General features: G+C 66.7%; 5 protein-coding genes. 3 read left to right on the top strand and 2 right to left on the bottom strand.

Features of this window, described 5'->3' with window-relative positions; all coding sequences use genetic code 11:
* Together ADBZ6I_RS16355 and ADBZ6I_RS16350 are read left to right on the top strand one after the other, a co-directional pair.
* Positions 1–1,166 (top strand): mechanosensitive ion channel domain-containing protein (locus ADBZ6I_RS16355; RefSeq protein ID WP_526385692.1); only part of this gene is annotated, 1,166 nt, incomplete at its 5' end.
* A 157-nt stretch (positions 1,167–1,323) separates the two neighbouring features.
* The gene (locus tag ADBZ6I_RS16350; protein ID WP_526385690.1) at positions 1,324–2,322 is read left to right on the top strand and encodes an alpha/beta hydrolase; all 999 of its coding nucleotides are present in this window, start codon (positions 1,324–1,326) and stop codon (positions 2,320–2,322) included.
* A gap of 52 nt (positions 2,323–2,374) precedes the next feature.
* On the opposite strand, the gene ADBZ6I_RS16345 is transcribed toward ADBZ6I_RS16350, so the two are convergent.
* Complete coding sequence (locus ADBZ6I_RS16345) at positions 2,375–3,187, bottom strand: alpha/beta fold hydrolase (protein ID WP_526385688.1); 813 nt, start codon at positions 3,185–3,187, stop codon at positions 2,375–2,377.
* A gap of 50 nt (positions 3,188–3,237) precedes the next feature.
* On the opposite strand from ADBZ6I_RS16345, the gene ADBZ6I_RS16340 reads away from it, so the two are divergent.
* Entirely contained in the window at positions 3,238–3,705 is a 468-nt protein-coding gene (locus ADBZ6I_RS16340) for a DUF72 domain-containing protein (RefSeq protein WP_526385686.1), read from the top strand.
* 137 nt (positions 3,706–3,842) lie between these two features.
* Here the strand turns inward: ADBZ6I_RS16340 and ADBZ6I_RS16335 are convergent.
* Positions 3,843–4,211: integrase core domain-containing protein (locus tag ADBZ6I_RS16335; protein WP_526385684.1), on the bottom strand; the 369-nt coding region annotated here is incomplete at its 5' end.

Raw genomic sequence — 4,211 nt, 5'->3', positions numbered from 1 at the left:
GCTTCAGCGCCAGCGTGTTCGCCAATGCGCCCTCGGGCAGTTGGCGCCGCCGGATGCCGTCGATCTTCATCGACGTCGCCCGGTTCGCGATCATCGCCATCGGGCTGGCGATGATCCTGGCCTACGTCTGGGGCGCCAATGTGGGCGGCCTGTTCACCGCGCTCGGGGTCAGCTCGATCGTCCTGGGCCTGACCCTGCAGAACTCGGTCGGCCAGATCATCTCGGGTCTGCTGCTGCTGTTCGAGCAGCCGTTCCAGATGGGTGACTGGGTGCAGACCTCCTCCGCGCGAGGCAGGGTGGTGGAGGTCAACTGGCGGGCCACCCACATCAACACCGGCAGCGGGCTGGAGATCATCCCCAACTCGGTGCTGGCCGGCCAGGCGTTCGCCAACCTCAGCCGCCCGCCCGGCGGACACACCATCACGATCAACGCCAAATTCGCCGGCGCCGACGCCCCCGACGAAGTGTGCGCCCTGCTCACCGCGGTGGCCGCCGACCTGCCCCAGCTGCACCCCGGCGGCGAGCCGGTGGCCAACGCCGCCACCAGCACCGACTACACCGTCACAATCCCGGTCCGGACCCCGGCCGAGGACGTGCCGGCGCGATCGACGTTCCAGCGCTGGCTCTGGTACGCCGCGCGGCGCGCCGGGCTGGCCCTCGACGGCATCGCCGACGAGTACTCCACGCCGGCCCGACGCGCTGAGGCCCTGCGCAAGATCGCGCCGGTGCTGCGGGTGAGCAGCTCGGAGCTGGAAGCGCTGATGCCGCATGTGACGGTCACCCGGTACGGCGCCGACGAGGTCATGCAGCACAGCGGTGACGTGCCGTCGGCGATGTCCTTCCTGGTCAAGGGCCGGGTCCGGCTGGTCGTCACCGGCAAGGACGGCGACCTCATCCCGATAACCACCCTGCACGAGGGCGACTTCATCGGACAAACCGCTCTGACTCGCGAACCCGTCGCCGGCAACGCCTCCGCGATCGGCGAGGTGACGGTCCTACGCATCGAACGTGATGCCCTGGAGCAGTTCGTTTTTCGTAAACCCGAGTTGCTGAAGGACCTCAGCCAAGCGATCGACGAACGGCGCGAGCGTGCCCGCAAGGCCGCCATCCAGATCCAAGATCACACGGCGGCAACGGATTCGGAAGAAGAAGACATCGCATCCTGAACTGCGGTCACACCACGTGACCTGATCGTTGCCCAACTGCGACTTGGCGCACCGCGTCGCGTTCCGGCTGCCCGGCAAACCCGATGTTTCACTACCGGAGCACAGGCAGTTCACCGCTGCACTGGGAACGTGTACGAAAAGCGATGGGAGTCTCCAGATGAAGTTCGTCGAAAAGTTGCGCGGCACATGGGCGCGCCGCACGGCAGCGACCGTCGCCGCCGTGGCCGTCATGCCCGGCCTGATCGGAGTCGCCGGCGGTTCGGCGACGGCCTCGGCGTTCTCGCGCCCCGGTCTGCCGGTGGAGTATCTCGATGTGCCGTCGGCCTCGATGGGCCGCGACATCCGCATCCAGTTCCAGGGCGGCGGCGAGCACGCGGTGTTCCTGCTCGACGGCTTGCGTGCCCAGGACGACTACAGCGGCTGGGACATCAACACCCCCGCCTTCGAGTGGTTCCAGAACTCCGGCCTGTCGGCGGTGATGCCGGTCGGCGGTCAGTCGAGCTTCTACACCGACTGGTACCAGCCGTCGCAGGGCAACGGTCAGAACTACACCTACAAGTGGGAAACGTTCATGAACCAGGAGCTGCCGGTCTACCTGAAGGACAAGAAGGGCATCAACCCGAACGGCAATGCCGTGATTGGTCTTTCGATGGCGGGCGGCTCTGCGCTGACCTATGCGATCTACTACCCGCAGAAGTACGTCTACGCCTCCTCGCTGTCGGGCTTCCTCAATCCGTCCGAGGGTTGGTGGCCGATGCTGATCGGTCTGGCGATGAACGACGCCGGCGGGTTCAACGCCCAAAGCATGTGGGGCCCGTCGTCGGACCCGGCGTGGCGGCGCAACGACCCGATGATCAACATCAATCAGCTGGTGGCCAACAACACCCGGGTCTGGATCTACTGCGGCACCGGTACGCCTTCGGAGCTGGACACCTCCGGCGGCGGCGGCAACCTGATGGCCGCGCAGTTCCTCGAAGGGTTCACGTTGCGCACCAACAAGACCTTCATGCAGAACTACCTGGCCGCCGGCGGGCGCAACGGTGTGTTCAACTTCCCGGCCAACGGCACCCACAGCTGGGGTTACTGGGGTTCCCAGCTGCAGCAGATGATCCCCGATATGCAGCGGGTTCTCGGCGCTCACCCATCCGGCGCCTGAGAATTCGTCCCCAAAGCAGGCCTGCCGCCCTCCCCAGGCGGCAGGCCTGCTGTCATGTCCTGAGGAAGTCCCTGATCAGCCGGGTCACCGCAGCCGGCTGTTCGAGGGTGCTGGAGTGGCCGCAGTCGGGGACGTGCCCCAGCCGCGCGCCGGGAATCAGGTCGGCGATGCGCCGGCTCTTGACCGGCGGGGTGGCGACGTCATCGGCGCCGACGATCACCTGGACCGGCACCGTGATCGAGGCGACCTCCGGTTCCACCGACGCCCGATCGGCAACGCCCCGAACGGCTTTGGCGATGCCGGACCGTGAACAGCGCGCCAGTCGCTGCTCCCATTCGCCGATCAGCGGGGCGTTGGCCGGATCGGCCAGGAACGTCGGACCGAACATCAGTGGCAGCACTTTTGGCCGTAGCGGAGTGATCCCGGCCAGCCGGTAGATCACCGCCAGCAGCTTGTACTGCCGTGCCTTGGCCGGGTACTCCGGTCCGGCGCTGGTGTCCAGCAGCGTCAGCGACCGAAGCAGGTGCCCGTGCCGGGCGGCGATCCGCTGTCCGACGAAGCCGCCCATGGACAGTCCGACGTAATGCACCGGGGCCAGGCCCAATTCGTCGATCAGGGCGATGGCGTCGGCGGCCAGGGTGTCCATGTCGTAGCCGTCCCTGGCCGGCGGGCTCTGGCCCTGCCCGCGCCAGTCGATGGCCACACAGCGGTACTCATCGCGAAGCGCCTCGATCTGCGGAGTGAACATCCAGCCGCCGAACAGCAGGCCGTGCCCGAAGAACACCGTCGGCGCATCGGGCCGGCCTCCGGGTGCGCCGGTGTCGGTGTAGTGGATGACGGCGTCGCCGCGCCGGAACAGGGCCATGTCGTCGAGCCTAGGGTTTCCCCGGGCGTGGCCCGGGTAGGGATCGAAGAGTGGATGTCCGGATCGGAACGTCGGGCTGGTCCTATGACCAACTGGACCGGAGTGCCCGACCCCCCGGGCTTCCTGCGGCCCGGCGGCTGGACCGTTACGACATGGGTCGCGACGAAGAGCGTCTGGACACCTTCCTGGCCATGGTGCCGCCGTGGATCCGGATCGCGATGGAGTTGCACCACCCGTCGTGGAACGATCCCGTGGTCGACGAGATCCATTCCCGGCACCGGGCGGCCTACGTCGTCACCGACGGCCTGGGTCTGGACTGTATCCCCAAGGCGACAACGGATTTCGTTTACGTCCGCATGGACGGCCCGGACAGCGATCCGCCTTATGCGGGCAGCTATTCCACCGCGGTCCTGCACCGCTGGGCCGACCAGATCGCCGAGCGGACGCGGCGAAACCGAAGGGTGCTGGTGTATTTCAAACAACGACGGCGGGGCACCTACAGCAGTCGGCCGCACTGACACCCAGATTTGTCGCTGCGACCATGACAAGCAGGAACGGGGCGTAGAAGGTCGTCCAGCAGTCCACAGTGGGCCATCCACAGGGACACTCGTCCTTCCATCGGCGGGTCTGCTGCACGAACAGGTGACACAGTTAGTCACGCGGCCTGATCGGCCGGTGTGGTCATGATTGCTTCGAATTCGATCGGGGTCAATCTGCCGAGGCCGAGCTGGCGACGGCGTCGGTGGTAGGTGCGTTCGATCCAGGTGACGATCGCGATGCGAAGTTCCTCTCGGGTGTTCCAGCGTCGGCGGTCCAGGACGTTCTTCTGCAGCAGGGAGAAGAAGCTCTCCATGGCGGCGTTGTCCCCGGCCGCCCCGACACGGCCCATAGAGCCGACCATGTCGTTACGGCCAAGTGCCAGAACGAATCTCCGGCTTCGAAACTGGCTTCCCCTGTCGCTATGTAGCACGCAGCCGGCGACCTCCCCGCGGCGGATGACGGCGTTGGCCAAGGCCTGAGTGGC

It is taken from the genome of Mycobacterium sp., from assembly GCF_044342925.1.
Classification (GTDB): domain Bacteria; phylum Actinomycetota; class Actinomycetes; order Mycobacteriales; family Mycobacteriaceae; genus Mycobacterium.
Note: the sequence above shows the minus strand (reverse complement) of the source record. Positions and strands in the feature narration are given on the sequence as shown.